We start from the raw sequence: 26953 nt of genomic DNA, 5'->3' as shown, positions 1-26953 counted from the left end.
TTGAGTATTGAAAAATTATTTATTAAAAGGGTTGCAGTAGATGAGGGGGTTGATTATAAGGCTCTTTACAACGATAGTAGAGGAGCGGTGTATAAAGATGAATATAAGTCATTAATAAAAGAAGCTATCAAAAAGAATATTATAACTATCGAGAAATTTATCATTGCTGAAAATGTTCAAGATGAACTTTACCAAATATGTGACATAAAAGGTATTCAATATACTTTGATTCAGTGCCTAAAGGATTATCATAATGAATCTGATTATGTAATTGCGCCGATAATTTATTTATTAAAGATATTAGACCCTCAATTTACACTTAATACTAATGAAGAAAAACTAAAAATTGTATCCAAGGTAAATGAAGTTGAGGTTCGTTCAAGAATTGATGGTAGGAATGCAATGCCTCGAATTTTTTTACCTAAGGAAAATACTGCAATTGCTTCAACAAATGAAAACATTGAAAATCTAGGGGATATATTAGCTGTTAAAGATGTAAGGGTATATGTCATCGGTACAGATGACTGCTCAAACAATATTTATGCATATAAGGTAAATAGAAATGATAGGTTTTTTGAGGTATCAAAAGGATTTAAAGAACGATTAATAAATAAAATCTTTAAATCCTGATATCATTTTTACATATGGAAGAAGGGCTATATGAGGAACTGTCAAAAATTGCTTCAACTATTTATATTCCATTAGATTTCGCAAACGTTTAACAGAGATTGGAAAAGCGTTAAATAAAGAAGACGAGGCTAAAGAGTGAATCAAGGCATTTGATAAAAAAGCCGAAGAAAAGAAAACAGAACTTTTTTCTAAAATGGATCAAAACACGAAAGTAGCCATCGTTGAATTAAGTCAAAAAGAAATTTACTTAATGGGAAAAACAAAAACGTATGGTTATAATGTATTAGGACTTCAAGCTCCAAAAAGAGTAGAGGAAGAGGCATTTGAAAAAGGATGGGCGAGCATCTCTCAAGAAGCGATTCCTGATATTCTTGGAGAAGCGGATCATATCTTCTTAGGAGTTCGTTCCAATGCATCAGCAGAAGAAAATGCCGGCGATTCAGCCGAAAAAGCGATCACTTCTAGTTCTTTGTGGAACAATTTTCCTGCTGTTAAAAATGGAAATTTTCACAACTATAATGTTGACGCCTTCTACTATAGCGACGTAGTTGCTTTAAGATATGCAGATCGATAAAATTGTAGACATGTTGACATCTAAATAATCAGAACAGCAAAAGACCTTGTCTAGATGACCTGGTCTTTTTTGTGTAAGAAAGATAATTTTTCTCTTTCAACCGTCACACCTATCCTAACCAAAAGAAAATGTGGTTTTTTTAGAAAAAAGGAAATACTTATAGTTGGAATCCAAAAAAAGAGTTTTGTCACAAAAAGCTCATATTTTAAGTTGTTTTTTATGATACGATTTTTCTATGGAGTTACTGAATACAACCTTTACACAGAGCAAAATGTTTTTTTAATAGATAGTATGAGGGACTTATGAAAGGGGGCAAAGAAATGATTGAACTAATCGCAACAGCAGAATCAGTTGATCAAGTAAAATCTTTAGTTTCTGCAGGCGTTGATACCCTATATATAGGGGAAGAATCTTTCGGGCTGCGTTTGCCAGCATCATTTTCGCATGAAGAAATGGAAGCCATTACCACATATGCACACGAACATCAGAAGCGGGTTTGTGTCGCTGTAAATGCGATCATGCATAATGAACAAATTGAGAAAATTGTACCTTATTTGGAGTTTTTACAAGAAATCGGTGTTGATTTGATTACTGTTGGTGATCCTGGAGTCATTCATCTTTTAAAAACAAAGCAAATTCAGTTGCCTTTCGTCTATGATGCGCAAACGATGGTGACAAGCGCCAATCAAATTAATTTTTGGGTAAAACGTGGTGCGCAAGGGGCTGTTCTTGCTAGAGAATTAACCTTTAAAGAATTAGAAGCTATTCAGCCGCAAGTTAAGGTTCCAATTGAAGTACTCGTTTACGGAGCAACATGTATTCACCATTCTAAACGGCCGCTAGTCGAAAACTATTTTAATTTTACAAATCAAGCAGAATCGTTCACAAAAGATCGGGGCTTATTTTTATCAGAACCTAAAGATAAAGATACCCACTACTCTGTTTACGAAGATAGAAATGGAACGCACATTTTTGCTACAAATGATATCAATCTTTTGCCGCATTTAGATAAATTGGTTTATACAGGATTAAAACAGTGGAAATTAGATGGCATCTTTACAAAAGGAGAACATTTTATCGCTATCGCTAGGCTTTTTGTTGAAGCGAAAAAAGCTTTTGCTGAAGGTACGTGGACACCAGCATTAATGGAGCGTTTAAACGAACAGCTCATCGCGCATCATCCACCAGAAAGATCACTAGACGAAGGCTTTTTCTTAAAAGACCCAAGCGATATACAATAGGGAGGTGAACAACAGTGAGAAAAATAACAAAAAAACCAGAAGTTTTAGCACCAGCAGGGACGCTTGAAAAGTTAAAAATGGCTATTCACTACGGTGCAGATGCTGTATATATTGGCGGCAATGCTTACGGGTTAAGAAGTCGAGCGGGAAACTTTTCATTCGATGAAATGCGAGAAGGCGTAGCATTTGCTAAAAAACACAACGCCAAGGTGTATGTAGCCTCAAATATGGTTACTCATGAAGAAGATGCGGAAGGCGCAGGAGACTTTTTCCGGACATTGCGAGATATTGGCATCAATGCGGTGATTGTATCAGACCCAGCTTTAATTGAAATCTGTGCAACCGAAGCACCGGGATTGCCAATTCACTTATCAACGCAAGCTTCTGCAACTAATTATGAAACACTCAATTTTTGGCATCAAGAAGGGCTAGAGCGTGTTGTCTTGGCTAGAGAAGTCGGCATGGATGAGATTAAAGAAATTCGCCAAAAAACAGACGTTGAAATTGAGGCGTTTATTCATGGAGCAATGTGTATTTCTTATTCAGGAAGATGTGTGTTATCTAATCACATGTCAGCACGTGACGCAAATCGCGGCGGCTGCTCACAGTCTTGCCGCTGGAAATATGATTTATTTGAGATGCCGGAGTCGGGCGAACATGAATCACTATTGGAAGGCGACCCTGTAGAGGCGTTTTCCATGAGTGCGGTTGATATGTCGATGATTCACCATATTCCAGATTTAGTTGAAAACGGTGTAGACAGTTTGAAAATTGAAGGACGTATGAAGTCGATTCATTATGTGTCGACCGTTTCGAATGTATATCGGCAAGCAGTTGATGCTTATTGCAACGATCCAGATCATTATGAATTTAAGCAAGAGTGGGAAGATGAATTATGGAAAGTCGCGCAACGAGAATTATCGACTGGTTTTTATTACGGTATACCAAGTGAGGACCAGCAACTATTTGGAAAACGTCGTAAAATCCCAGCGTATGTATTTATAGGCCAAGTGTTAGCTTATGATGAAGAAACGAAAATGGCAACGATCCAACAACGTAATCATTTTGGTGTTGGAGATGAAGTCGAGTTTTATGGACCTGGTTTCACCCATTTACGTCAAACAATCGATTCGTTATGGGATGAGAATGATGCACCGATTGACCGAGCAGCACATGCCATGATGATTGTGAAAACAAAAGTAAATGCTCCAGTTAAACCATTTGATATGATGAGAAAAAAGAAATAGCTCTATTTTGTCTACCCCATTAAGATTTCTTAATGGGGTTTTTGTTAAATTCAACAATCACTAGTTCATCGTAGACTCTCGCAGTTTCTTTACCTCTTCGAGACTTAATTCTGTCAACTGAGCAACATAATCCTCGGAAAACTGCTCTTGTAATAATTTCAAGGCTAGCCTTTTTTTCGTCTGAAACTCTCCTTCTCCTTTTCCTTCTTCTCTTTCCACCCTCATCCAATGCCCAAATGTTGGCGGCAAATTATTACGGTCTAAGTACATCATGTCAATTTTCTCCTTGGAAATTTATCATTTCGTAGTTTTATTTTAATTCACAAAAATGCATAAATTCAGCTTTGGATACTTAATTCATCACAGAATCCCGTAGCTTCTTTACCTCCTCTAAATGTAATTCTGTCAACTGAGCAACATAATCCTCAGAAAACTGCTCCTGAATTAATTTATAGGCCAGTCTTTTTTTCGCTTGAAGCTCTCCTTCTCCTTTACCCGCTTTTCTCCCTTCCATTATTCCTTCTCTTCTTCCTTCTCTCCTACCCTCTTTTCTCCCTTCTTCTTTTCCTTCTTCTCTTTCCAGCCTCATCCAATGCCCAAATGTTGGCGGGAGATTATTTCTATCTAAGTACATCATGTCGATTTCCTCCTTGGAAATTTTTATTTCTTTTCGCAGTTTTGTCGTTAAATCTTCTGGAATTTGTAATAAGTAGTCAATAAAATAGATGAGAGTAGATACGTAGATGCGCTGTTCTTTTGGGGGAAAGTCAGTTTTTTCTAAAATCATTTTTATTAATTTCCGTTTGAAGTGATAACGTTTCTTGTCATCCTTTTTCGATTTATTAGCTAAGATTCCAGCTAACAAACCAATGGCAAATGGGTTTTTGGATTGTGTAAGCTTTGTTTCATGGTGATCCATTATTTTACATACATTATATTCATACGTCAACTTCGTCCCAAATAACGATTTTTGAAACATATGAGGTCGAAAACGATTCGAAGAATCTGTAAAAAGCGCAATTGCTACAATATCTCGATCATATTGATCAAAGATACGGTAGTAATAACGAAACATTCTTTTAGAAAAGTCAGGATCACGATCTCCTTGTACTTCAATATGGATCAGAATCCATTGTTCTTGTCCATCTTTTAAAAAAACTTTAACAATTTGATCTGCTATCTTTTTCCCTTTCTTTTCCTTTATCACCTCTTTAAATAGTTCCTGCTGCAAGAAATCCGGTGTGTGTGTAAAATCAATCTCTTTATACAAATCAGGGGCAACGAACAGAACAAATTCTTCAAATAATTCGATAATTAACTTTTTCCAAAGACCATCATAGTCAATAGATGCATAATGAACTGGTTTCTCTAATACGAATATCTTTAACATATTTTATCACATCCTTCCGTTTCTCACTCCCATTATAACAAAAAACGAATGTATGTTCTATATTGCATTTTGTTTAGTAGTCCCGTACAATGAATCTTAATATTTATCCCACATCTAACTGGCAGTAGACCCCTACCTCAGGGAGTAAGAGGAATCAGAAGCGCTAGGTGGGGGATACTGCCAGTAAATGTCCGATTGGTTCAACTAACCATGAGTAGGGGATGAAAGAAAACCCCCACTCATGGAAGTTTCACTTTATTACCTAAATATTTTAAAAACGGTGAAGAGGGAAAGTAGGATAAAGTTATTTTTTACAGAGAGCTTCGGGAGCTGAAAAGAAGCAAAAATACGAATCTGAACAATGGCCTCTAAGTTTCGTGCTGAAAACATTTGATAGGATGTTCAAAAAGTTGCTGAAAATCTATACGCATTTCGTCAATGTAAAAACATAGTGACAACGATGCACGCTTATTCAACTTCTTTTTGAATAGACCTTATAGGTGTGATTAGGTTCCGACGAGATTTGGTACTCGTTATCAATACCACAGTATAAGGAGTATGATACTCTTGTACTGGCAAAGGCTGTTTGTCGTGAGCAAACAGCGAAATAAGGTGGTACCACGTATTCAACCACGTCCTTATCGTATTCGATAGGGGCGTGGTTTTTTTGTTTTTAACGACATTATTTATCCCACATCTAACTGGCAGTAAGACCCCCACCTCAAGATTAAGAGGAATCGAAGAAGTCAAGGTGGGGGATAACTGCCAGTAAATGTCCGATTGGTTCGGGCCGACAGGATGTCGGTCACAAAGGCGTTGCAACAGGACGTTGCGACCTTAGCCTTTGTTCTACTTCTCATCAGTGGGGGATGAGAGAAAACCCCCACTGATAGAAGTTTCACTTTATAAATGAATGGAGGAGAGAATGGTGAATAGTAGATTGGTATTACAAACTGATTTTGGCACGAGTGATGGGGCTGTATGTGCGATGTATGGAGTGGCAATGTCGGTTGATCCATCACTCAGGATTTTTGATTTAACACATGACATTCCGCAGTATAATGTTTGGGAGGCTTCCTATCGTCTTTATCAGACAATGTCCTATTGGCCGGAAGAGACCGTATTTATATCTGTCGTCGACCCTGGTGTCGGTTCTGAAAGGAGAAGTATTGTTGCTAAGACAGCTGCAAACCAATATATCATTACACCAGACAACGGTACGCTGACACATATGAAGAACAATAGCGGCATCATTGAAGCGAGAATCATTGATGAATCTATTAATCGGCTTCCGCATTCTGGAGAATCATATACTTTTCACGGCCGTGACGTATACGCTTATACAGGGGCTAGACTGGCATCAAAGGTGATTACTTTCGAACAGGCAGGACCAGTAATTGCAGTAGATTCTATCATTGAACTGCCAAAATCGGAAGCTTGCATGAAAAATGGAGTCATCATGGGAAATATTGATATTCTCGATATCCGTTTTGGGAATCTATGGACGAATATCGATCGATCCCTTTTTAAAGAATTAGAAGTGCAGTATGGTGATTCATTTGAAGTGACCATAGAAGATGAAAAACGTCAATTATATCAAAATGTGATGACGTTTGGCCGTTCCTTCGCTGATAGTCATGTAGGAGAGCCATTAATCTTTGTCAATTCACTTGAAAAGCTTGGGATTGCTATTAATCAAGGTTCATTTGCGGAAATGTATCATATTGAGCCTGGTAGTATCAATAGAAAGATAATAATCTGTAAATGTTAAATAACTTAGCACCATGAATTTAAACCGTTTGGCTTATGGCAGACGGTTTTTTCTTTTAATCTTCGTATTTTTAAACTTTTTTGGTAAAATAGACACATCTGCCTTTTTTACCATGTATCATTAAAAAGCGCGTGCGATCTAATGTCATAGACAAGTTCTTTCCTTTTCCATTATATTAATAGGGAGAAGGTGAAAATCAAGTTGACACGCTAAGACAAAACATTTATTATTACGCTAATAGCGTCTATTATACGACAATTAAAAATAGTCAAAAAATGTAAAGTCTTCAAGGAGGAAAAGTATGGAAAAAAAGATCCCGTTTTGGAGCGCTATTATTCCGCTCGTCATCATGATTACAGTAATGTATCTCAGCGTTGTGAAATTCGAACAAGGCCCACATATTCCACTTATTGTCGGAACGACTGTTGCTTCACTTGTTGCGCTTCGATACGGATTTAAATGGAAAGAAATTGAGGACGCGATGTATAAAGGAATTCGCCTTGCACTGCCAGCAGTAGTCATCATTATCCTTGTTGGATTAACTATTGGTGCTTGGATAGGCGGCGGAATCGTCGCAACAATGATTTACTACGGATTAAAAATGATTACACCTTCCTTTTTCTTAATATCTATTACTCTAATATGTGCGATTGTTTCATTAGCGGTTGGAAGTTCATGGTCAACGATGGGGACGATCGGTGTCGCTGGCATGGGGATTGGTCTGAGCATGGGAATTCCCGCACCAATGGTTGCAGGTGCGATCATTTCTGGTGCTTATTTTGGAGATAAAATGTCACCGCTTTCAGATACAACTAACTTAGCAGCTGGACTAACGAATACGAATTTATTTGAACATATTCGCCATATGCTTTATACAACTGTTCCAGGGCTGGTCATTGCTTTGACCGTATACTGGTTTTTAGGGAAAAATTTTGGCAAAAGTGGAGTAGACACGACGGATATTGAACAAACGATTCATGCATTGCAAAATAACTTTGTTATTTCACCATTTCTACTCATTATCCCATTGTTTGTTATTGTCCTCGTAGCCAAAAAAGTGCCCGCAATTCCTGCACTTATTATTGGGATTTTTCTTGGATTTCTTTCTCATGTTTTCATACAAGGAGGCTCTTTTGCTGAAGCAATTAGCGCTTTGCAAAATGGCTATGTGATTAATACAGGGAATGAAATGGTTGATAATTTGTTTAATAGCGGCGGTCTAGAATCAATGATGAATACGGTTTCAATGACAATTGTAGCGATGACATTTGGCGGTGTCTTGGAACAGACAGGCATGCTGAAAGCAATTGTCAATCAAATTTTGAAGCTTGCAAAAACAGCAAAAGGACTTATTGTATCAACGATTGCATCTTGTTTTGCAACGAATGCTACATGCTCTGAGCAATACATTTCCATTGTGATTCCGTCGCGCATGTATGTAAAGGCTTACAGAGATAACGGTCTCCATTCAAAAAACTTATCGCGTGCACTTGAAGACGGCGGAACGTTGACATCTGTCTTTATCCCATGGAATACGTGCGGTGTCTTTATATTTGGTACGTTAGGCGTGCATGCGTTTGAATATGCTCCATATGCAGTGCTGAACTTCGTTGTTCCCATTATATCTATGATCTATGCGTTTACTGGAATCACGATTACAAAATTAACAGAATCAGAAATAATCGCATTAAATAAAGCAGAAGAGATGACTTTGAATGAATAAAAAAGCGAAAAGTCTGCTAAAAGCACTTTTCACTTTTTACTGATAGATTGGTATATTGAGCTCATATACTGAACGAGGGCGGCCTTGCTGATAGGTCATTTCTTGACCGACAATTTTGGCGTATCCATGATCAACTAATTTTTTTAAAATGCGTTCGGTGGAGCGGCGTGTCACTTGCAAATAACTGGACAGATCGGCAGCGGTAAATTGCAGCGTCTGGCGAGACTTGCTAAACTGAATGATTTTTGACAGGTTTGCAGGGCTCAGTTTTATTTGTTTTGCAATTTGCAGCAATTCAGGATGGTCATTTTTTAGACGTTGTGTTTTCTTTTCTTTTGGAAAAGGACCAAGCAGTTCTTTTTCTTCCGTTAAAATATATCCGCAGCTTTCGGTTTTGTGATCAGCTGCAAAGCTCCGAGCAATTTTTGCGTTTTGTTCGGCTTCGGCAGCAGTAGTCCCATAGCCAAAACCAGCTACAACTGTATCTTGCCATTTTAATAGAAAGTGATGAAATTCGCCGCTTTCCATAAGTGCTTCAATACGCCCGCGTGTACTATAAAGTGTGAAAGTACATTCATCTATTTGTTGAACAGAAGCATGTAAAAGATGAGCGAAAACATCGACATATTGATGTTGAAACTCATCCTGCTTCGTTAACGACAAATAGCAGACTGCAACTGTGGCAGCGTGGTGTTTCGCTAATTCAGCACGTGCTTTGGCATCTTGCAAACCGCGAATGACTGCTTTAGTTGGATCAATCATTCGCTTGGCCGGCACTTGAAGTGCTTGTAGTTGATCATATACTGCATGGACACTCGTTAATGCCAAATCAATTGCGCCCGATTTAAAGCGGGAAAGGTGAAAGTCAACGATTGCTGCTGTGTCAAATTTGTCTGGCAGCATGCTCGTATAATCCATTACATGAACAGGTGAACGCTCAATACCAATGTCTGTTAATACATTAGCAACAAAGGAAGCATCGGTTAAATCGATTGAAATTCGTTCAATCGGAATGTTATGATGATGGACAATAGAAAGTAGTGTTGAAGCAATTGCCATTTCATCCTGCTCCAGATAGAGCGCCGGAATCGGCAGCTGTTCTCGCAAGTTTTTGGAAAAATAGAATGGCAATGCACCTGAATAAAAGATAACATCACATGGCTTTAAATGTTTGATCAGCTCCGCTGCTTCTTGTGGCTCTTTATACACATATGGTTCGACTTCGATGTCTTTTATTTGAGGTGCAACAGACAAAATATGAGCGATAAAATCTGCTGAACCGATAACCGCAATTTTTGTCATGAGTGCTACAACTCCTCTATTTTGCGTCTATTTTACGACAACTATATCAAAATAAACCATGATTGTAAACAGAAAGGAATGAACTTTTTGAAAATTAAAGCGATTGACCTATATGCCATTCACTTGCCTCTTCATGTACCATTTGTGATCAGTTATCACTCTTATCAATATATGCCATCTGTTATTGTCAAAATTGAAACAGACGAAGGGATTGTCGGTTATGGGGAAAGTGTTGCAGATGAACATGTAACTGGAGAAACGTGGGAAGGCATTTTTCATACGTTGAAAAATACGTTGGGTCCAGCAGTAATAGGGCAAAACCCAATGGAAATGGAGAAATTACATGAAATCATGAATCGTACGATCTATGGAGCACCAACAGCAAAAGCCGCTATTGACATTGCTTGCTTTGACATAATGGGGAAAAAGCTTGGCCAACCTGTCTACCAATTGATTGGCGGCCGCTATCATGATAAATTTCCAATCACACATGTGTTGAGCATAGCGGAGCCAGAACAAATGGCTGAAGAAGCAGCTGCTATGATGGCTAAAGGTTATGATTCTTTTAAAATGAAAGTTGGCACAGATATTAAAAAGGATGTTAAAAGAATTGAGGCTGTACGAAAACGAATAGGAAATAATCCAGCAATTCGCGTCGACGTAAACCAAGGCTGGAAAAACAGCGCTGCAACATTAACTGCCATTCGTTCTTTGCGCGATCTTGAAATTGACTGGCTGGAGCAGCCTGTTCTTGCCGATGATATTGATGGGATGGCGTTTATTAGATCAAAGACAGATATTCCGCTTATGATTGATGAGGGATTAAAAGGAATACGGGAAATGCGGGAAATTATTCAGAAAAACGCAGCTGATAAAGTGAATATTAAACTCATGAAATGTGGGGGTATTTATCCTGCTGTAAAATTAGCGCATCAAGCAGAAATGGTTGGTATCGAATGTCAAGTTGGTTCCATGGTGGAGTCATCAGTTGGTTCTGCGGCAGGATTTCATGTCGCCTTTTCGAAAAAGATTATTACAAGTGTGGAACTGACTGGACCGTTGAAGTTTTCGAAAGACGTTGGCAATCTGCATTATGATGTTCCTTTTATACAACTGACCGAGCAACCAGGGTTAGGAATTGACATCAATGATGAACACTTACAAGAAATGACCGTTTTTCAAGATGCAATTAGATAACGCACAAAATAAAAGTAAGGAGGGATAAGCAGTGAAACTGATTGAGAGAGGAATATTGCTGCACTCGATGCAGCCATTTGAGGTTCATCTATTATCTTTAACAGATTTGGATGCCATTTTAACGTTGCAAGGTAAAGTTGTTGCCTCTCTGGAAGATAAAGCAGTATTAGCGCCGCTTACGAGAGACGATTTTCAATATATATTGGAAGGAAACGGCCTCATGATCGGAGCGTTCGTAGACGAACAACTCATTGCCTTTCGGGCGTTGATGGTTCCTTTGATAGATGAAGATCATTTAGGCAGAGATATTGGCTTAACAAAAGAAGAGTTAGCCAGTGTCATCTATCAAGAAATATCCAATGTGCATCCCGCTTATCGCGGAAATCGTTTGCAGCAAACTTTGGCAACGATTATCATGAAAGAGCTCGCAAAACAAAACAAGACATACGCCTATGTATGCTGTACAGTTGCACCTTTTAATATTCCGAGCCTGAAGGATAAATTTGCTCAAGGAATGGAAATCGCAGCGTTGAAAGAAAAATACGGCGGCAAATTGCGCTATATTTTCGTGAAGGAACTAAAGGAAGGAAGACAAAAAACGGAAGCGGCAGTTCGAACACTTCGCATGGACGACACAGCTGGTCAACAGGCGCTGCTTGCAGATGGCTGGCGCTGCTTTCAAATGGCAAACCGCAATGGCGACTATTGGGTTGATTTTAGGAAATAAAGCAAGTGAAATACTAGGGAGTTGTTCCAAAATCAGGTAAACTGATAGATGGGACAACTCTTTTGTATTTTTCCGGCCAATACATATTTTGGGGGAGGATTAAGATGGATTGGATAAAATGGATTGTTCTGTCATTAAAAATATAGATGATCATGATTTTAATACAGTATTTGAATATGTATGCTTGGCTTCTCAGAGCAAGGAAGAAAAAATTTTTTTCCCGAAAAACTGGATGTTAGATGGTAGCTTGAAACATTCTTTGGCAATAAGATATTTTGCAAATCACCCAAAAACAAAAGCGTTATATGTATTAGTCAATGATGATACGAACGTTGTTTTGCAGATGATTATTACATTTTAAGAGTACAAAAGGCTAAGTTAAAGGGTCGTTAAGTGGGGACTCTTTTAACTTAGCCTTGTTCTCATAATTGAAATAAAAGTAAGGTATGAAAGAATTCTGATGAAAAATGAACAAGGGAACCCTTTGTTTTAGGATTCATTTTGTTATTACCAGCCTGTAGGTGTCTCCCCATGAAATTGTAGAATAACCTTGCTATGGGATGGGGTAGGATGTTCTTGTTTTTGGTTTATAATTGACAGTCCACTTATTAAAACAACAGTCATTAATAGTCCTATTACTTTTTTCTTCATATTTATCTCCCTTTCTGAAATTGTTTTTCTCTCTTTTTATGAACTAAGTAAAAATAGTTGCTTGCTTTTGAATAATTTCCCTCTTCGTGAAATCGGATTGCTAATGTTTCAGCATACTCCCGGACATATTCATGTAAGCCTTCATGTTCAAAATAAGTAAATGCATCCAATACAGATTTTTCAAGAACCTTTGCAGGAGCATTTTCGTTTAGATCTTGTAAAATGTTAAAATGATATTTATATTGTTTGTTGTTTAATTCCTGGCATATTTTTAATCCTCTTTCAATTAACCTAGCAGCATCCTCTGTTTCTTTTAATTTCACTCGTTCTCTCGCTTCTAAAAATACCGATTTAAAATGGTTAGGTATTCTCGCTGATATTTTAGAAAAATATTTAATTGCTTCTATAGGCTGGTTTTTTTCTGCATAAAGCATCCCTAAATTATGATGAAATCTTAAAAGAATTAGTTCTTCGCTTTTTTTATTTCGTCTTTTTAAAATCTCGATTGCTTCCATTATTAAGGTTTCCGCTTGATCAAATTGTTTTAAGGATATCCAAGCTACTCCTAACATATTTTTGCAACAAGCAATATTAAAATCATATCCGAATTGTTCAGAAAAAATTTTTTCTGACTTTGAGGTATATTTAATCACCAAAAGAGGTTGTTGGATACAGTAACAATATGCAGCATATTTAAAATAAAAATCAGCTTTCTCCACTTCATCAGGGATTTGTGTTAAAAGGATTTCCGCTTGTTTGTAAAGTTTACCTGCATATCGATAGTTACCTAGAGCAGTTTCATTGGAAGCTTTAAAAAAATAATAATAATAGTTTAAAAGATCATTCGTTGGTGAACCAAATGATTCAATAGCCTGGAAATTATCTTTTGTTAAATGAAGACCGGTAGAAAAATCTTCTGTGAAAGCTTTGTACCGATAATCTAATAGGGAATAGTATAGAAGAACTGATTGATCTTCTTCCATATGATGAATTTTGTTGTCAATTTCTTTTTTTAACTCCTGTGACTTTGTATAATTTCGAAACCGAATTTCTTGATGCCAATCATTTAAAAGGCTAGTAACTTCTGTTTTTGGAATGACTTTTACATTCATTCAAGACTCCTCTCCTTTGTAGTTTTAACCTAATACTATAATACCAAGTATAGAAATATAATACAACAAATACTAAAATTACCAATGGCGCAACAATGAAACTGTCAATTTATAAGAGTTAATCATACTATTCGTACTATTATGGTTTAAATCATTCGAGGATAAAGAAAACCTGGCACTCGGCCAGGTGATTAAAGTAAGTTTAAGCCAGTACGTTTTGTGCGTGCATATATCCAGTAAACACATCTTTTAATAGTATTGCGGAGAAATAGAGCTTGTGATCCCTCTTTATGCAATGTACATGCTAGGCAACTGAGCTAGTAATCGCTCTTTCCGCTAAATGCATATTAGGAACGGAACTAGTAATCGCTCTTTCCGCCAGCTGCATATTAGGAATGGAGCTAGTAATCGCTCTTTCTGCCAGATGCATACGAGGAACAGAGCTAGTAATCGCTCTTTCCGCTAGATGCATGCTAGGAACAGAACTAGTAATCGCTCTTTCTGCAAGGTACATATTAGGAACAGAACTAGTAATCGCTCTTTCTGCCAGATGCATACGAGGAACAGAACTAGTAATTGCTCTTTCCGCCAGATGCATATTAGGAATGGAGCTAGTAATCGCTCTTTCTGCCAGATGCATACGAGGAACAGAACTAGTAATTGCTCTTTCCGCCAGATGCATGCGAGGAACCGAGCTAGTAATCGCTCTTTCCGCCAGATACATGCTAGGAACAGAACTAGTAATCGCTCTTTCCGCCAGCTGAATATTAGGAACCGAGCTAGTAATCGCTCTTTCCGCTAGATACATGCTAGGAACAGAACTAGTAATCGCTCTTTCCGCCAGCTGCATATTAGGAACGGAGCTGGTAATCGCTCTTTCCGCAACATGCATTTGAGCGTTACTGCTTTTTGTTTGAATCATTCCACTAGTTGGTGCTGCCAATACGACTAACAAAATGAGTAATCCTAACAGATACTTAACCTTCATGCACTTCATCTCCCTTTTGAATTTTTTGTCTAGCTTTAATATTTTTGTTGAAATAATACACCGATTCTTCAAAGAGTCTATTTTCTGAATAATATTTAGCCGCTTCAATCGATAATTCTTCCACAGCTTCATATAGATTTTTTGATTCTAAGTAATCAAATTCTAGTTCGATGATTTCATTGTTGCCTTCTCCTAAGTACAATTCATTTAAAATAGTCAATTTTGCGATGTACTCTTCATTGTTTAACGAATGAGCTGCACGCATACCTTGCTTATAGAGGATGCTTGCTTTTTCGTTGTTCCTTTGCTTTACTTTTATAAACATTAAAGTGTACAACACCTTTGGTACATAAGAAGAGGTTTCTTGTCCAAAAATATCAAGTGCTTCTTCCATATACTTAGCAGCCTTGTCTAATTCATGACGGTAAAAATAGCAAATACCGACATTATAGCAAGCTGAAGCAATTAAGTTTTTATTGTTGGTTTTACTTGCAGCAAATAGTGCTTGTGTATACTTTTCTAAAGCTTCATCATATTTCAAACTGTCTTTTAAGTTTCCAGCAATAATGAAATCACAATATATTTTTTTCTCTTCTAATCCTTTGTGGGCACTAAATATGTTACTAGCGAGGTGGGCATAATGCATAGAGTAATAGTTTTGTTTCATGTGATAATAAATTTCAGAAAGTTTGTAATAAAATTCTGCTTTTTCTACATCATCAACTACCATCGTTATCTTTTTCTCTGCTTTCTTATAAAAAGAAATTGCGGTAGGAAAATTATTTCTTCTAAATTCATACATGCCTTTAAAAAACCAAAAGTAGTATTGAATGATGTCGCCTAGCTGGTGGTTGACAATGACTTCTTTTTTCTCTTCTATTAATGCTAGTGAACCATTTATTTCTGTAGCCAAATGAGGTTTTACATAACTGAGCATAAGTTGGTGGCGAAAATCTAGCAAGGAGTAATACAACAAGACGTTTTGGTCTTCCTCCATATGATCAAGTTCTGTTTCAATTTGAGCTTTTATGTGCTGTGCTTCTGAGACTTGATTTTTTCGAATGAAAGCGTACCAGTTGTTTAGCTTTGTTGCAACGGTTTCTGAAGAAATTAACTGTTTCACTGATCCATCTCCTTTCATTAGCATAACATCGCCATTTATAGCTAGGTGATCAATGTTGCCTCAAAAAAATAGCAATGCACTGGAACACCTCAAATGTTTTATTTCAGAAGATGTCAGTTTAAAGGGGATATAGAGATGTTTAACCATTTTATACTAATATTACATATTTTTATTATAATAGGGTTTAGTTTACAAATAAAGAGGTCTAATTACCCAATTTGCTCGAATGATGTAAAATAATACTGGTAAAAGCAATTTTGTTGATTATTTTCAGAGATGTATAATGATTATGTCGATTTATTAGCTACAATGATGTTCTGAAGGTTTTTTTACATCACTTCGAATATATTGATGCCTGAATAAGAACATTTGGAATGGTAGTATGTTCTAAATGATAAAGATCATATGAATTTTCTTGTCGATAATAAGCATAGGTCATCTTCCAAATAGACCGAATTGTTTTGTCATTATACTCATTTCGACATGTAGGGGAGATATTCCTTTTTCATTTTGAAAGCTTTGTTGGGAAGGATTTAAAAATAGCTGTCTAGTGTCTAGTGTACAGAAAAAGAACAGAGTTATGAAGGGAAATGATGTAGAACCTAGCGACATAAAAACAAACCTTGAGACGTATAAATTCCTGCCACTAGACTTTTAACCTTTTTACTACAAAAAGGCTTATTCCTCTTTAATCGTTCAAGTTGGAATAAGCCTTATAAGTTAACCTTATGGTTGTAAAATTGTTTAGTGTTTAGTTTGATTGGTTGTATGTACGACTTTGTTATTAAAATGAAAACCCGTTTTATTTAAATTATTTTTACTTTTGGTTCGTATACGGTTATAACATCCACAATTTGATCTTTATCTAAACAACCTATGTAAACATAAAAATATAGCGAAAGGATTTCATATTTCAACTTGTAAAAACGAACTTTAATCCCAATGTAGAAAAGTCTATTCGATGAAGGCTGGCTAGGAAACGAAGAAATCTACTGCTGGGCTTGTTTTAAAGTTTCGATAAAAGTGTGCAGCGTTTGAGTATATAATGTTGGCTGTTCTCTATGAACTAAATGTCCTGCAAAAGGAATGATTGCGATATGAATAGTAGGATTTAATTGTTTAAAAGACACAGCAGCTGAAAATTCAAGTTCTGATGCTCCGCCAACGATACATAAAGCGGGAACTGCAAGGCCGCCAATGTTGCCGGTCTCATGAAAAGGATACCAATTAGGCTGAGTCGATGATCTAAGCAGTACTTTCCAATTATTTTTCCCGTGCATTTGATTTAATTGAGAAACTATTTTTTCATTTTCAAACAACGTTTCAAAACGTTCCTCTTCTTCCTTCATTAAGGTTTCCCAATGATCTGGTTTTTTTGGAAAGATGCCAGAGAAAGTCAATGACTTCACTTTACTTGGATATTGCTTAGCAAACAATAATGCAGCTAAACCACCAAGTGATACGCCCGCAATATGACAGCTATCAACATGTAAAGTTGCTAATGTTTCATTAATATCATTTGCACAATGGGCAAAAAAGTAATCAGTGTCATTAACTGATTTGCCATGACCTCTTAAATCTGGACATATAACTTTAAAGTTGTGTGAAGAAAAAAATTCAGCTTGTTCCGTATATTCAGTTAGCCCAGTCATGCCTCCAGAATGAATCAGCATGATCGGTTCCCCTTCACCAGAAATGTGTGTATGAAGTATCATTATCATTCCTCCCATAAATGATCTTTATTTCCTATCTTACTTTATTATACCAATGTACTGAACCTCAAGTCTTTTGAAAAAGTTTTAAAATTGATAAAAAGGAAGTCTTATTATAGACTTACATTCGTTTTGAATAAAAAGCTAAGGCGGTTGGAGGATATGATAGAAACAGTATTTTAAATTAAGAACGGAAATACTGGATTATTTGGTAAATGAATAAAGAAAAAGAATCACGATCATACAAGTTACCAGTTCATTTCTTCACATGAAAAATGGCGTTAAAGTCCGTCTTTAGAAACATCCTCGAAACTTGACTTATTTAAACCTTAAAAGGGAGCTTCATTACTTCACTAGACATTTTTATTACAGTGAGAAGTTACTTTTAAGCATATAGCAATACAGATTTGTAAAGATTTTAGGGTCACGGTATCTTTAAGAAGTTAGAGGAAATGTTTCATATGAAACAATTTATTCAGTCCGTTTTTCTAATTCGTGCATCCAACCATTTTATGAGATAATATTTTAAGAAATAAATGAAGTCCATCAACATTTAACGGAGGGTCTTTTATGACATTAGATGTCAAAATTACAAAAAGCGACGAAAACGAAAGCAAGTATATAAGAAAAAAGTTAATTGAATATAATAATGAGCATGTGTCGGATGATCTTAAATCAATCTATGAAGAAGTCAATCTTACGGTAAAAGATGAGGCAGGAAAAGTCATCGCAGGATTATTAAGTGTTGTTTGTTGGAACTGGCTAGAGGTTGATATTCTATGGGTTGATAAAGATTGTAGAGGGATGGGATTAGGTGCTCAATTGCTTTCAGAAGTGGAAGACATTGCGAAACAAAAGGGATGTACTTTTATTCAGTTGAATACCTTCAGTTTTCAAGCGCCAGATTTTTATGTAAAGCAAGGGTATAAAGAAATAGCTGTAATCGATGGTGCACCAAGAGGATTTAAGCACTACTACTTTAAGAAAGATTTAGTATAGATATTTCATAGAGGCGAAAACTTGATTTTATCGAATGATAGGCTGAGCCCTTCAAGTATCGACATTCTGCCATCTCTTGAGAAAGTTTAAAAGATGGCAGGAGGCCGATTTGAACGTAGGGTTTTACATGGTCAAGTTTAAATTGGCAGGTGGGGTTTAACAAATCTAATTGCCATCTTGGAATATAGTGATCTTTTTCGCCTGCGAGTAACAGCACATTTTGATCAATACTGTTAAGCAAACCTTTTAGTGTATGCTTCTCAATGGAACGGTAGAAATCATAAGGAGATTCGGTTCCCGTAATATACATGCCATGGGAAATGCCCCAATTGGCTAACGTATCTTTTTTCATTTTTGTTTGAACAAGGGCATTGATGATTCCCTTGGCTTTCATACGATATAGCAGGTAAAATAAGGTTCTCACTGCCTTCTTCATTAAGTTTAGCTGCACATCTAGCCCGTCATAGCAAACACCGAAACAGACGACATGTGCGATTCGTTTTTCCAAAGCAGCCGCTCTTAAAGCAAAAAAACCGCCCCAAGATATCCCGATTGATGCAACTTGGTCAAGTTTGAAATAATCTAAAATTGCTCCAACTGAGTTCTCCCATTTCTCATTGAATTTCATCCCTTGTCTTAGTGTACCCCCTTGTCCTTCACCTTCAAATATGAGTACGTTGTATCCAGCCTGAGCAAATCGGTCGCATATAGGATAAAATTCTTCAATAAAGGAATCATAGCCGCCATGAATGAGCACCGTCTTGTCTGAAGTTGCTGATTCAATAGATAAACAGGTCAAATAGCCTCCGTTATAGGGCACTCGATGCTTAGCGACTGAGGGGATCGCTTTCTTGAACATCTCCACGCATTTGTGATACATGACATCCTTCTCTATATCGATGTCTGCTAGCATGAACTCTGCCATTCGGTAATAGTACATGCTGTGCAGATATCTGCCTTCCTGTTCAGCAATCTGTGCAATATTTCGCCATTCCTGATACCACGTCTCAAAATCGTATATTTTTGCAGCTGCGTCATATACTTCCTCTTTCTTGCATGCGATATCACCGTAGGACAATAATCGATTCACCTGAAAGTTAAAATGAACATCTTCAAAAACTGTTTCAAACGCCATCATCTCAACTCCTTCATGCTTAGCTTACGAGATGTTCACTGTAAATACATTACTATCAATCAATTATCAAGTATAAGAAAATTAATATTTAAAACCAAACTTAATTTAAGAATCTAGACAGCATATTAGAGATACTACAGATGCAAAAATACATCATATTCAGCTAAGCATAATCCTATTGCAAATGCGCTTTTAACGATGTACAAAAACGCTCGTTTAAACATGTACATTTTTGATTTCTTCTGTTATTACGACTTTACGTGGAGTGGCGGGCATGATAGCCTCTATTGGCTAGCCAATCCTTGATATAGCTGGCTTCTTGGCTGTATAGTCATGCCTGCAGAGGCTCCATGTCACTGTGTGGAAAGAAGAATAATAAGCAAAAATGTACATATGTGGACATTTATATCCTATTCTAGGTCTATCGTAATATATATAATAACTTTTGTCATTGATATTAGGGGTGGTCAAGTACTCTCTTAATATTTACCGTCTATATTATAATAGTAATATTTTTTTTAATATATCCAGCGTTTTTCATGACTTTTTCTCCATACTCTTTCAAACCTTACTCAGTATCATTCAGATAATTAAAAAAAGAGAAGTAAATAACTTTAATTCTTGTCCTATTTTTAATGATTTCTCTTTTTTATTTTTTCACCAAATGAATATTTTAATAGATGTAATATTTTAATAGGTAAAACTAATTTAATTTTTCTCATTATTTCAATTTTTCTTATTGACAAAGATAATCCATTGATTTAAAATAATGGTTAAAAGGGAAAGGGGTGTTAAATATGTTAAAAAAGGTAAAGAAAGCTGCTGTAACTAAACCAGTTGCATTAACATGTTTTTGCAGAAAATCAACTACTCTATAATTAACAGAAAAGGAAGATTAAGTATTATTAAACTTAATCTTCCTATAAAATTTTTATGGGAGCTGAATTCAATGAGCCAACAAATTTGTGGAATAGGGATTGGATATCAACCAGATCTACATGAGGATACTATGGCGAATCTATCTAAGTATGACTTTATAGAAGTTGCTCCAGAAAATTTCATAGGTATGAACTCCTTAAAAGACAATTTAAAAGCTAACGAAATTAGGGGGCAATTGCCAATTAGTTTACACGGAATTAATTTATCTCTAGCAAGTTCGAGGAATTTTGAAAAAAAAAATGAGTTACTTAGAGGTGTAAAGGAAATAGCAAACTGGTTCGATTCTCCTTTTTACAGTGAGCATTTATCATATACCACTGAAAAAGAAATAGACTTAGATTTATACATGCCACCAATTTTTAACGAAGCCTCTGTGGAAAATGTTATTAAAAATATTAAACATGTTAAAAATGAACTTGGGTTAGATTTCCATATAGAAAATGTTGCTTCATTGGTTAATTATACATTAGAAGCAGATATGACTGAGGGAGAGTATGTTTCAAAAGTTTGTGAAGCATCTGATTCAGGAATTATATTGAACTTAGATAGTATTGCTATAAGCTCTCATACTTATAAAATAGATTCAGTTGAATTACTAAATAGTTATCCATTACACCGTGTAATTAGTATAACTGTAGTACCCGAATCTTGCATGAATCCCATGTTAAGAAAATTTTATGGTACAAACATAGATCAATTGATGTGGTCAATGCTTGAATATGTATTTAAAAATTCTCCAGCAAATTCTGTTCTTATTCAAAGAAGGTTTCCTCGGAACACTACTGATTCTTTGAAAAATGAATTAGCTATAGCAAAAGAAATTTTTAAAAGTACAAAAGAAATAATTGTAAAATAAAATAAGGAGACTTTTAAAATGGATGTTGGAAAAATACAGTATTTTATAGCGAAATTAACAATTGATTATAAACTGTTCGAGGAATTTAAAGATAACTCAGAATCATTATTAAGAAAGTGGGAATTCGCCAAAGAAGAGACTGAATATCTCAAAAATTTAAACATAGAAGATCTCAATGTATTTAGAGAAGTTGTAAATGGAACAAGAGAATATAGATTCAAAGAGCTATTTCCTTTATTGGCAAATTCCATGGACAACGAGTGGTCTTCATTGATTCATGATTTTCATAAAAACACTATAATAAATTCATCTAAAAACGATAATGATTTAAAAACTTTTATTAATTATTTAAAAACTTTCTACCCTAAGTCATTCATCGCAAACATAGGTTTGTATGAATATATTTTATATTCATATAATAGGGTTAATTCTCAAAAAAACCCATCATCTAATGAAAAAAATAAATTTGTTATCTCTCATAATGCTAAGTTGATGAATTTAGATTATAATTTAGATGATTTATTAGAAAAGACAAAAAATAAAGACAGGGATTTACTAGAGAGAGAATCCTACTATGTATTATTGAAAAATCAAGACGATGAAATTGATATTTTTGAAATTGAAAATTATGTATTTAACATTTTAAAAGAATGTTCTATCCCTACTACTAAAGAATTAATAGCCATTAATCTCAAAAAAGATTTAGAGGATATAGAAGAAGTATTACAAGAGTTATTTGATAATAACTTATTAAAAGAATGTGGGTAATAAAATGAATTCTAGAAATAAAACCGACCTTAAACTATTAATTTCTTCTAGTGCAGCATTAACATTAGGTAGCTCTATAATTTGGACTGGTCTGCCGGTGTATGTTTCAAAAATTACTGATAATTACACTCATACCGGCATGTTATTTATAGCACAAACTATTGGCAGTTTGTTATTGACTTTAATAGGTGGATATTTTGCGGATAGGTTTTCAAAAAAATATATATCGATATCTTGTTTTGCAATGAATGCGATTTTATTATTTTATCTTTGGTATATTATATCTCCTGGGAATATAGAATTAATATATACTATCGCTATTTTTGAATCTTGTATTAACGCTCTAGGGTTAATTTCATTAGGTACATGGTTTAATGGGATTGCAGATAAACTCAACGATCTTGAATCGAATATTGGAAAAAAGGGCTTTATTTCTTCAGGAGCTAAGCTGATCGGCATGAGTCTGGGACCTACATTATTTTTAATATTTGAAGAAAAAGCTATAATCTACAATGCAATAGCTTATCTACTAGCGGTAGTAATTCTTATTTTTGTTAGAAACCCTTCTATCCTTTTCTCTAAGAATAATAAAAACCTTATTAAAGAGGTTGGGGAAGGTTTTGTACAGATTATTACACAAAAAAAATTTCATAACCTTTTAGTTATTTCAATTATCACAGGTATTTTTACATTTCCGCTGATTAATATATCATTATATACATTAAAAACAGAATTTTCGTCTTCTGATTATTTAATCTCTGTGTTTTGGTTTGTGGGGAGTACAGGTTCTTTGATAGGTAACTTAATGTTAGCCAAAAGAATTTTTATATATATATCGAAAAGAACCCTTTTTATATTATCTAATTTAATTATGGCTGTTGGTCTTTTTAGTATGTCCGTTTCATCAACTCCCCTTAGTTTTATTGCTTTTTTTGCTCTATATACAGTAACTAATCCTATCATAAACAACCTAGTTATTTCTGAGCTATATAGACGTATGGATAAAGCATATCAAGGAAGAATAACAGCCGCAGAGTTTACAATAACAGATTTAGTTACTATTAGTGTTTTGTTCTTGTTCAATTTTTATGCAGATATACTTCCTATGCCTTTAATTATTTTGGTTGGATTACCATTAGTGTTTATAAGAACATTAATAGGTATTAAAACTTTTACACAGCAAAAAGATAAAAAATTGGATGTTACGTTTTAAAAAATTAAAATTACAGTAGGTGGTCTATATTGAATGAAGGAGTTGGAGTAGCTTATAGGCCTGAGTTTGAAAGTTATTTAACAGAACTATCAAGCTGGGTTGATGCTTTTGAAATAATAAGTGAAAACTACTTAAATGATATTGAGTCTGAAGAACTGGACATACTACTAAAACTAAAACCTTTACTGGCTCATTCTGTTTCATTATCCATCGGTTCAACAACTTTACCTAAAGACAAAAAATTAGATAAATTTAATAAATTAATTAAAAAATGCAATTTAGATAGTATCAGCGATCATCTTAGCTTTAGTGAGATAGAAGATATACAGATTAATAATTTTATTAACCTCCCTTTTACAGAGGAAATGTTAGATATTGTTTGTCAGAACATTCAATATGTACAAAATAAAACAGAAAAAAAATTCTTATTTGAAAATATTGTTTATTTCTTATCTTGGCCCCAAAATGATTATAGTGAGATCGAATTTATATCGAAGCTAGTTAAAAAAGCTGACTGTGGAATTTTGCTTGATATCAGTAATCTGTATATCAATTCTGAAAATAACAAATATTGTCCGTATAATTTTATTGATCATTTACCTAAAGATTTTGTTGGTTACTACCATGTAAGCGGGTTTGACAAAGAAGGAGATATTTTAGTAGATAGTCATGATAAAAATGTAGATCCAGAAGTTTGGAAATTGGTTGAATACTCCTTAAGGAAGACATCTGGTAATGTATTAATCATTGAACGTGATAACAATTCTACGAATAAAGAAGAACTTCACAGTGAAATATCTATTGCTAAAGATATTTGGAACAAAACAAAGAATTATAAAGTAATGAGTAAACTATAATTTTATTTCTTATTTAGAAGAACTGAAAAACCTTTTAAAATATGCAATAATTACAATTTTGAATAATTTAAAGTTATTCCTTAAATATTATTATCTGATTCTATATAGGAGATGTAATCATGGATTTTTGGACTGATAGCAACGATATGTAAATCCCATGGTAATTCACCGAGCATAGCTATTCTAATCTCTTTTATCGAGCCAATTCGCTATTCACATAGTTAATCATTAACCAATGATTATTTCAACAATGCCCGCAACATAAACCAAACTCTATAGGAATCGGGTTCCTGAAGAAAAGAACGCTAACCATCGTTGTACCTATAGACCCGATCCCTGTTCAACCGAATTAGGACATCAAGTAAAATCAGTTCATAAAAGCAAATAACAACACCTACATAAAATTGCTGAAAGAATATCTATCTACTTAACTTTTTTGTGTCAAAATATTGACTCAGATCTATTCTTTTAGATTCTAATTTTAAATAAAGCACCATATTTATTAATATGTTATTTTGTTTCAGTTTAATAAAAAAAAGGGTGAGATCATGGATATTACACAATTTTATAATACTTATGAAATTGAAAATTTTTATGTAAGTGATAAAGAAGAAAAAATTATTTTTAGTACAAATTTAACTGGGAGCTTCAATCTATGGGCTCTAGATATGCCTAACAAGTTTCCATATCCACTAACATTTATTGATCAAAATAATTATGGAATTGTTCTAAACGAAAATAAAAAAAGCATAATTGCTAGCTTTGATTCACATGGAAATGAAAACATTGAGATTCATACACTTCCAATAGAAGGTGGTAAATCGTCTATTCTATTTGGTGAAGAAAATGAATGTTTTTACTTAAACTATTTATCTAATAATGGAGAAAAGCTGTATTATACTACCACTAAAGGTAATGACCTATTTTTAGATGCATATGTCTATGATTTAAAGAACATGACAAATAAAAAAATATATGAAGGGAGAGATTACCCTATAACTATAGCAGCAGTAAGTTCAAGTGAAGATAAGATAGTAATTACTAAGCAAGTCAGTAATACTCATATTACTGGTCATTTATTATATAATGATCATTTAATCTCTATTGTTCCTGAAGAATCTAAAGATTACATTATTAACGATATAGATTTTATAAATAACGATGACATTTATCTAGTAACAAACTATTGCTCTGATTTCGCATTTTTATCTAAATACTCCGTTTTATTGAATGAATTTTCATGCGAATTAATTATTCATGGAGAAGATATGCAATCATTTCAATATAATAAAGTAAGTGAATCGCTTTTCATAGTTACTACAAAGGGAGTAGTAGATAAATTATACGAGTACTCTTTAATAAAAAAAGCACTTTATGAGATTGACATACCAGTTGATGTAATAGAACAAACATTTATAACTAAGAAGGGTAACTTATACATATTAGGTAGATCAGCTGTTACACCTCAAAACATATATTATAGAGACTATGCAACTGGAAAATGGGATTATATAACGAACAATAAAGTAATGGGAATAAATAAAAAGGAGTTAGTGGATCCAGAAATAATAACATATGAATCTTTTGATGGTTTAGAGATTGAATCATTATTTTATATGGCTAATCCTAAAAATACTAACAACCATACTATTGTGTGGATTCACGGAGGTCCACAATCATGTGAACAAAAACTTTTTATTCCTTTATTTCAATTTCTACTTAGCAAAGGATATAGTCTATTTGCACCTAATTATAGAGGGTCTACTGGATACGGTCTGAATTTCACTAAATTAGTTGAAAAAAATTGGGGGAATGGTCCAAGACTAGACATAATTTCAGGATTAGATTATTTAATAAAAAACAAAATTGTAGATAAAGAAAAAATTTTCACGCTAGGTGGTAGCTATGGTGGATATATGGCATTATTGTTGTTAGGCAAGCATCCTAATTATTTCAAAGCAGGAGTTGACTTATTTGGACCGGTCAACCTAATTTCATTTATAGAAAGAAGTCCGAGAGTATGGAAAAATGCCCTGATAGAATTAATAGGAGATCCCATTACAAACCGTGATAGTCTTATAGAACAATCCCCTATTACATATATTGATCAAATAAATAAGCCATTGCTAGTTATTCAAGGTGTAAATGACCCTAGAGTAGATGTAGAAGAATCTGAAAATTTAATCCATTCCTTAAAAAACAAAAATATAGATATAGATTTTCTTTTTTTAGAAAATGAAGGTCATGGATTTTCAAAAAAATCAAATCAAATCAAAGCACATAAAACAATTTACTCTTTTTTAAAGAAAAATACTTATTAATAAAATTGGAAGTATACTCTTCAAACATTAAAAAGATTAACTGACATCCAATTTAAAAAAGCTTTAAATGTCAAGGTAAACGTTTAGACTTTTGAATGTTTATAATTTTAAACGGTAAGAGTACCTAATAATAGTAATATTTGGTATGTAATTGTAAGGCTAGTCCAATATGGTATTAGCTATTTAGAGTCTTGGAACACTACATTTCAAGCTTTGAGACTAACATTTTGGAAAGAGTGTACCCCCTTGTCCTTCACCTTCAAATATGAGTACGTTGTATCCAGCCTGAGCAAATCGGTCGCATATAGGATAAAATTCTTCAATAAAGGAATCATAGTTTAATCTAATCATACACAGATTAATAGGGAAGGGGGCATTCGGCTGCCTCCTTCGAACATAGAAGGGCAAGTATTCTGAACCATTGTGATTCGTCTTTGCATGTCAAATATGCCATATCTTTTATAGGGGAAGGTTCAT

At 34.6% G+C, this 26953-nt stretch carries 23 protein-coding genes; 15 read left to right on the top strand and 8 right to left on the bottom strand.

Features of this window, described 5'->3' with window-relative positions:
* The 4 genes from J2S08_RS10470 (at position 1) to J2S08_RS10455 (ending at position 3692) form a co-directional block, all read left to right on the top strand.
* Entirely contained in the window at positions 1–630 is a 630-nt protein-coding gene (locus tag J2S08_RS10470) for a hypothetical protein (protein WP_307229287.1), read from the top strand.
* 139 nt (positions 631–769) lie between these two features.
* Positions 770–1204 (top strand): ABC transporter substrate-binding protein, encoded by a 435-nt coding sequence (locus J2S08_RS10465; protein WP_307229407.1) that lies wholly within the window; start codon positions 770–772, stop codon positions 1202–1204.
* 323 nt (positions 1205–1527) lie between these two features.
* Positions 1528–2445, top strand: a complete 918-nt coding sequence (locus J2S08_RS10460) for a peptidase U32 family protein (RefSeq protein WP_370875668.1) — start codon at positions 1528–1530, stop codon at positions 2443–2445.
* A gap of 14 nt (positions 2446–2459) precedes the next feature.
* Positions 2460–3692 carry a peptidase U32 family protein gene (locus J2S08_RS10455; protein ID WP_307229284.1) on the top strand — a complete coding sequence of 411 codons (1233 nt, stop codon included), beginning with the start codon at positions 2460–2462 and terminating at the stop codon, positions 3690–3692.
* Positions 3693–3752: 60 nt separating this feature from the next.
* On the opposite strand, the gene J2S08_RS10450 is transcribed toward J2S08_RS10455, so the two are convergent.
* Positions 3753–3965, bottom strand: a complete 213-nt coding sequence (locus J2S08_RS10450; protein WP_307229282.1) for a hypothetical protein — start codon at positions 3963–3965, stop codon at positions 3753–3755.
* 79 nt (positions 3966–4044) lie between these two features.
* Positions 4045–5082 (bottom strand): RpnC/YadD family protein, encoded by a 1038-nt coding sequence (locus tag J2S08_RS10445; RefSeq protein WP_307229281.1) that lies wholly within the window; start codon positions 5080–5082, stop codon positions 4045–4047.
* Positions 5083–6010: 928 nt separating this feature from the next.
* On the opposite strand from J2S08_RS10445, the gene J2S08_RS10440 reads away from it, so the two are divergent.
* Both J2S08_RS10440 and nhaC read left to right on the top strand, forming a co-directional pair.
* Entirely contained in the window at positions 6011–6853 is an 843-nt protein-coding gene (locus tag J2S08_RS10440) for an SAM hydrolase/SAM-dependent halogenase family protein (protein ID WP_307229280.1), read from the top strand.
* 301 nt (positions 6854–7154) lie between these two features.
* Entirely contained in the window at positions 7155–8576 is a 1422-nt protein-coding gene (gene nhaC / locus J2S08_RS10435) for a Na+/H+ antiporter NhaC (protein WP_307229278.1), read from the top strand.
* A 36-nt stretch (positions 8577–8612) separates the two neighbouring features.
* Here nhaC and J2S08_RS10430 read toward each other — a convergent pair whose 3' ends face one another.
* Complete coding sequence (locus tag J2S08_RS10430) at positions 8613–9878, bottom strand: transcriptional regulator (protein WP_307229276.1); 1266 nt, start codon at positions 9876–9878, stop codon at positions 8613–8615.
* An 87-nt stretch (positions 9879–9965) separates the two neighbouring features.
* Between J2S08_RS10430 and J2S08_RS10425 the strand changes: the two genes are divergently transcribed.
* From J2S08_RS10425 to J2S08_RS10415, 3 genes are all read left to right on the top strand, one after another.
* Positions 9966–11075 carry a mandelate racemase/muconate lactonizing enzyme family protein gene (locus J2S08_RS10425; RefSeq protein ID WP_307229274.1) on the top strand — a complete coding sequence of 370 codons (1110 nt, stop codon included), beginning with the start codon at positions 9966–9968 and terminating at the stop codon, positions 11073–11075.
* A gap of 31 nt (positions 11076–11106) precedes the next feature.
* Positions 11107–11802 carry a GNAT family N-acetyltransferase gene (locus J2S08_RS10420; RefSeq protein WP_370875665.1) on the top strand — a complete coding sequence of 232 codons (696 nt, stop codon included), beginning with the start codon at positions 11107–11109 and terminating at the stop codon, positions 11800–11802.
* A 109-nt stretch (positions 11803–11911) separates the two neighbouring features.
* On the top strand, positions 11912–12163 hold the full coding sequence (locus J2S08_RS10415; RefSeq protein ID WP_307229272.1) for a hypothetical protein: 252 nt from the start codon (positions 11912–11914) through the stop codon (positions 12161–12163).
* A gap of 292 nt (positions 12164–12455) precedes the next feature.
* On the opposite strand, the gene J2S08_RS10410 is transcribed toward J2S08_RS10415, so the two are convergent.
* The 4 genes from J2S08_RS10410 to J2S08_RS10395 form a co-directional block, all read right to left on the bottom strand.
* On the bottom strand, positions 12456–13565 hold the full coding sequence (locus J2S08_RS10410) for a response regulator aspartate phosphatase (protein ID WP_307229271.1): 1110 nt from the start codon (positions 13563–13565) through the stop codon (positions 12456–12458).
* A gap of 304 nt (positions 13566–13869) precedes the next feature.
* Positions 13870–14553, bottom strand: coding sequence for a hypothetical protein (locus tag J2S08_RS10405; RefSeq protein WP_307229270.1), 684 nt, complete (start codon positions 14551–14553; stop codon positions 13870–13872).
* Positions 14543–15676: a response regulator aspartate phosphatase gene (locus J2S08_RS10400; protein ID WP_307229268.1), complete on the bottom strand. Its 1134-nt coding sequence runs from the start codon at positions 15674–15676 to the stop codon at positions 14543–14545. Before J2S08_RS10400 ends, J2S08_RS10405 begins: the two co-directional genes overlap by 11 nt.
* Positions 15677–16665: 989 nt before the next feature.
* Positions 16666–17391 carry an alpha/beta fold hydrolase gene (locus J2S08_RS10395; RefSeq protein ID WP_307229266.1) on the bottom strand — a complete coding sequence of 242 codons (726 nt, stop codon included), beginning with the start codon at positions 17389–17391 and terminating at the stop codon, positions 16666–16668.
* Between the two features lie 567 nt (positions 17392–17958).
* On the opposite strand from J2S08_RS10395, the gene J2S08_RS10390 reads away from it, so the two are divergent.
* Entirely contained in the window at positions 17959–18387 is a 429-nt protein-coding gene (locus J2S08_RS10390; RefSeq protein ID WP_307229264.1) for a GNAT family N-acetyltransferase, read from the top strand.
* Here J2S08_RS10390 and J2S08_RS10385 read toward each other — a convergent pair.
* Positions 18368–19522 (bottom strand): alpha/beta fold hydrolase, encoded by a 1155-nt coding sequence (locus J2S08_RS10385; protein ID WP_307229262.1) that lies wholly within the window; start codon positions 19520–19522, stop codon positions 18368–18370. The genes J2S08_RS10390 and J2S08_RS10385 overlap by 20 nt on opposite strands.
* A 949-nt stretch (positions 19523–20471) precedes the next feature.
* On the opposite strand from J2S08_RS10385, the gene J2S08_RS10380 reads away from it, so the two are divergent.
* The 5 genes from J2S08_RS10380 to J2S08_RS10360 all read left to right on the top strand — a co-directional run bounded on the left by J2S08_RS10380 (position 20472) and on the right by J2S08_RS10360 (position 26476).
* Positions 20472–21317: an MbnB/TglH/ChrH family RiPP precursor modification enzyme gene (locus J2S08_RS10380; protein WP_307229260.1), complete on the top strand. Its 846-nt coding sequence runs from the start codon at positions 20472–20474 to the stop codon at positions 21315–21317.
* 18 nt (positions 21318–21335) lie between these two features.
* Positions 21336–22085, top strand: a complete 750-nt coding sequence (locus J2S08_RS10375) for a hypothetical protein (protein ID WP_307229259.1) — start codon at positions 21336–21338, stop codon at positions 22083–22085.
* Between the two features lie 4 nt (positions 22086–22089).
* Positions 22090–23298, top strand: coding sequence for an MFS transporter (locus J2S08_RS10370; protein ID WP_307229257.1), 1209 nt, complete (start codon positions 22090–22092; stop codon positions 23296–23298).
* Between the two features lie 29 nt (positions 23299–23327).
* Positions 23328–24155, top strand: a complete 828-nt coding sequence (locus J2S08_RS10365) for an MbnB/TglH/ChrH family RiPP precursor modification enzyme (RefSeq protein ID WP_307229255.1) — start codon at positions 23328–23330, stop codon at positions 24153–24155.
* A 548-nt stretch (positions 24156–24703) separates the two neighbouring features.
* Positions 24704–26476, top strand: coding sequence for a S9 family peptidase (locus J2S08_RS10360; protein ID WP_307229254.1), 1773 nt, complete (start codon positions 24704–24706; stop codon positions 26474–26476).
* The last annotated feature ends 477 nt before the right edge of the window (positions 26477–26953 follow it).

Source organism: Bacillus chungangensis, assembly GCF_030812995.1.
Taxonomy (GTDB): Bacteria; Bacillota; Bacilli; order Bacillales; family Bacillaceae_C; genus Bacillus_CF; species Bacillus_CF chungangensis.
This window is presented reverse-complemented; position numbering and strand designations above follow the sequence as displayed.